The organism is Chryseobacterium kimseyorum (assembly GCF_025971945.1).
Lineage (GTDB): Bacteria > Bacteroidota > Bacteroidia > Flavobacteriales > Weeksellaceae > Chryseobacterium > Chryseobacterium kimseyorum.
Map to the genome: position 1 here is coordinate 1 of NZ_JAPDHW010000038.1, position 4,340 is coordinate 4,340.

Genomic DNA, 4,340 nt, shown 5'->3' on the forward strand with positions numbered 1-4,340 from the left:
GAAATACTTCAATCATCTAATAAAAGAACATATCACTTTAAAGATGGTAACACAGAAATTAAATCATCTTTACCAAAAATTTTAAACAATGTGGATGATGTAATTAACATTGTTCAACTAAACTCAGAGAGGTTATTAGAAAAGGAATCAAATATTCAGGAAATTATGCAGAGAAGAAATATGGGAATAGAAATTCAAAAAGGTAGTCTCATGCATTTACATTTTTTTAAAAATGATGTAAATCAAATGATAATATGTAAGGTGGAACACGAGGAAATTCTCAATGAACAAAATTTCGAAAAAGTTAGAGGATTGAATATAAGAAAAAAAGTTTTTAAAGCAATTCTTATAACTTTCAATAAAAATAATGAAATTGACCAGAATTACATATTTGACAAGCACAACAGTAAATATTGGTGGGATGACTTTTTAGAACTTAAGCAACTTTATAATGACGATGACAATACAGAAAAATCTTTAAATGAAATTGATAAATCACTGACGCATCTCAAACACAAATTTTATCCTGATTATCTAATACTGAGAAATTCTATTATTGGGTATTATCGTACTAATGATAATTTAAATTATTCTGACATTGTTTCTAATGTAGTTGGAAACTACATTCCGGTAGATAATGAATTCCCTAAAGAAAAAATAGTACAGAAAATTAAACAATTGCCCGAAAAAAAAGGATTCGACACTCAATTTGCAATAAAGAAAAATAAAATAAATAAGAAAATATCGCATAGGATAAGATTAGCTAATAGTCTATATTTAAGTATTAACGATTATGTTGAAAACTTAAAAAACATAATCGAACCAGTTCAAGATAATCAAGGAAATAAATATGTGAAAATTCTCTCAACAGAAGGTTATGATAAAATTAAAGGTTGGATAAATGATAACTAATCTAATTAATCTTTTCAAAGACTCAAATATTATAAGTCATATTGATAATTTTAGGCAGTATGAGTTCATTGCAATTACGCAAGATAAAGAAAGTATTATTCAAGTTAATATTGATCTCTATCAATCCATTAATGATATCATTAATGAAATAGGATATAATTGGTCTTTTGAAGTCGAAGAAATAGAATATAAGATTGACACAAATGGTTTTGAAGTTGTAGATATTGAAGATTTAAATGAATTTGAGAGTTTCACAGTAATTTTCAAAATTTTTAAATCTAGCTCCAATATTCTAATTTTCGATGAAGAAATATTCTTTAGAAATCTTGAGAGAATGGATCTCAAAAGCATTTTATTAGTATTAGCGGAGATTACTACTCCAATTGTAATTAGAAATACTTTTACGACTCTTTCAGTATCTACAAATATTATCGGGTACAATGGAATTCCAAGTCAATTTGAAAGCAATCAAATTAGTATCCAATGTTTGTTTTATAATTACTCGGAAATAAAATTTTCACCCGAAAATTTTAAACTTGTGACTGATGGTGAAGGAGATCGCTTTCTTAATATCATAAATAAACTTTATCTAGTTTATATACTAATATACTTGTTTGATGTCTCAGAAATAAAGGATGATGAAATATACTTAAAAATTAAAGGTAGTAAAACATTTGAGTATAATATAAAATTCCAAGATCTGAATTTATCCAGTTTACAGGAGTATAAAAAAATTTATGAATGGACATATACAGAAAAAGAAAAAGTTGAGGATAAATTAGGAATTGTAAGAAACATTTTAGGTTTCTACATTACAAAAGATAGTTTGGAAATTGATACTCGAGCATTTCCATCTATTCTTTCATCAAATCAATTATATATAAAAGGTAATTTATCTAAATATCTAGATTCAAGGACAAAAATATTTGAACAAGTAGAATCAGTTACTAATAAAATTAATACGTCATTAGATACATTTTTATCAAATTTTCAAAAGTCTGTCTTTGTTTTTATTTCGTTTTATCTCACAGTTTTTATTTTAAAATTTTTCGGTAAAAGTGATCCGGCTACAGCCTTAAACAAAGAGGCAACCTTAGTAGGTTTATTTCTACTAATTTTATCCGTCATATATATGATTTTTTCACTTGTAATTCTAAATGGCGACAGAAATAGAATAAAAGATAAGTATTACTTAATAAAAACTAGATTTTACGATATTTTGAACGTGGATGATGTTAATAAAATTCTTAATAATGATAATGAATTCGAAAATGATATAACTTATTTTAAAAAGAAAAGGTGCAGATATTTAACGATTTGGGTACTATCAATTTTAATTTTGATTTGTATCCTTTTTTCAACATCAGATTACATTAATTTCAGATATCTTATCTCACAGAAGTAATATTTTTAAACAAACTTTGGAATTTCAAATTTCGAAGTAATTTCCGGTAGATCAAAAATAATATAGCAAGATTATATAAATTTTTGTTTAAAAAACCTTTTTCCAATTCTCACCTTTTAAAACTTTAAAAGACTGTATGTAGTCTACATCAGATATTAAATTAGGTTCTTCGTTCATCAGATAATATGATATTTGTGAATATGCATGTTCAATCGAATTGTAAAAAAATTGACTACTATTACGATTAGGTTTAAAAGGTGTCGATGTAACAATATCATTTTCGTCAACATTATACATTTCGTAAGCAAAAAGCTTACAATTAAGAAACCTTTTATTTTGTTTGTCGTAAATCAAATCCTCATCTGCTTTTAACATGTAAACATGTTTTTTTCTGGGATTACAATATAATACAAGCTTAATCCTGCAATTTCTTTCAAGTATAAAACGATATCTCTTTTTCAAGTTTAAAGATGGTAATGTGACAATCAGTTTTTGAATCAGTTTATCAATATTCACTAAATCGGTCTTATATTCGGTAGCATCAATTTGATAATGTGATAGTGGATGTAGTAAGATATACATATATTCTCTTAGCTCTTCTATCTCGGTAATTAATTCTCCACAATTACTTAGAAAGTTTAATACTAATTTGAATATTTGTGATAGTCTGTAAGAATCTACACTTATAAATTCTCCATCCCTTAATACAAATGTCGGAAAATTGTTAATGAATAATGATTCGATGCTTTTTCTAAAATAGTTAGCTGAAGCTGGATAATCAGGAATAGAATTGTAAAGGTGATAACGAGCCTTATCATAATCACTTTTAGAATAAGTCATTATAGGTAGATCAATATCTTTATCACCAATTTTATGATGACCTATATAAAATTCTGCACTTGTCCAATTTTGAGTAGACAATTTCAATTTTGCTATATTAAAAAAAGATTTATCATAAGTTGATATAAAAACTTGAAAATCACCAAAGCAATTTTTTATTATTTCAAGTATCGGTAATCTATTTGATGAATCGAGTCCTACAAAAATGTCATCTAAATACAATAATTTAAGATCAGAAGACCGGGGATAGAGAATTAAGGAAGATAGGTATATACAGATAGCTATCGAAGACAATCTAGCCTCATTCAACTTTTCCTTGTATGAAGCACCTAGTGGAACACCATTTTTTTCAAGAACGAGTTCTAAATTTTTATGTAATTTCCAAGATCTTTTACCAAATCTACCATATGATATGGTAATTGGATCTAACACGTAGCTTAATACTAAATCATCGTATCCAAAATATTGGCTCAACAATTCATTAACTTTTTCAAAAATTCTATCTAATGTACCCTTAAGATCTGTTTGGAACAACGTTAAACGAAAAATTCCGTTCTTATGCACTCTTTCACGTCGTGTACGAGGTCTTTTAAGGATATCATTTGTAATATCATTATAACTTTTTCCAATAGAAGTGGTTGAACCAGCCACTAGTGGTATAAAATCTTTTAACAAATTCTCGACAATTAAACTAAACAAATTGTCATCAGTGGTTGATTTTAAATAAATTTTTAAAAGGTCTGTATAATCTAAAAAGCCTTTTATTAGTGATGCCTCCTGAATAAATTTAATTTTATTATTAGAAACATATGAAGAAAAACGATATTCTTCTAATGATGATTCATCAATTGCATCATTTACATAATTTCCAAATTCAATTAAAACATTTCCATGTTCGGTTTCATTATAGATGTTTTTCTCAAAATTAATATCTTCAAATGAATTTCTGAAAAAAGAATTAATTGATTTATATAGGGAACTTTTACCTGCACCGTTTTCACCATAGACTAACAGGTTTTTACCTTGAATATTTATAGATTGTTTTTTGGCGTATGCTTTAAAATTATCTAATTCTATTTTCGTAATCTTCTTCATTATCCTAAAAGTTTTATTGAACTTATTATAAGAAGGAATTTTGAAATAAGAGAGTCGCCACTAGAAATATTTTGATATATAGTAGATA

The 4,340-nt window shown here is 26.3% G+C and carries 3 protein-coding genes; 2 read left to right on the plus strand and 1 reads right to left on the minus strand.

Going from position 1 to position 4,340, the window contains the following annotated elements:
• Both OMO38_RS20165 and OMO38_RS20170 read left to right on the plus strand, forming a co-directional pair.
• Positions 1–912: nucleoid-associated protein (locus OMO38_RS20165; RefSeq protein ID WP_264751975.1), on the plus strand; the 912-nt coding region annotated here is incomplete at its 5' end.
• Positions 902–2,317, plus strand: coding sequence for a hypothetical protein (locus OMO38_RS20170; RefSeq protein ID WP_264751976.1), 1,416 nt, complete (start codon positions 902–904; stop codon positions 2,315–2,317). The genes OMO38_RS20165 and OMO38_RS20170, both read left to right, overlap by 11 nt.
• A gap of 87 nt (positions 2,318–2,404) precedes the next feature.
• Here the strand turns inward: OMO38_RS20170 and OMO38_RS20175 are convergent, their stop codons facing one another.
• Positions 2,405–4,252, minus strand: a complete 1,848-nt coding sequence (locus OMO38_RS20175) for an ATP-binding protein (protein WP_264751977.1) — start codon at positions 4,250–4,252, stop codon at positions 2,405–2,407.
• Positions 4,253–4,340 lie beyond the last annotated feature (88 nt).

Bases quoted from the DNA above. Each gene is read 5' to 3' on its own strand.
- OMO38_RS20170 (WP_264751976.1), top strand. From the start codon at position 902: ATGATAACTAATCTAATTAATCTTTTCAAAGACTCAAATATTATAAGT.
- OMO38_RS20175 (WP_264751977.1), bottom strand. From the start codon at position 4,252: ATGAAGAAGATTACGAAAATAGAATTAGATAATTTTAAAGCATACGCC.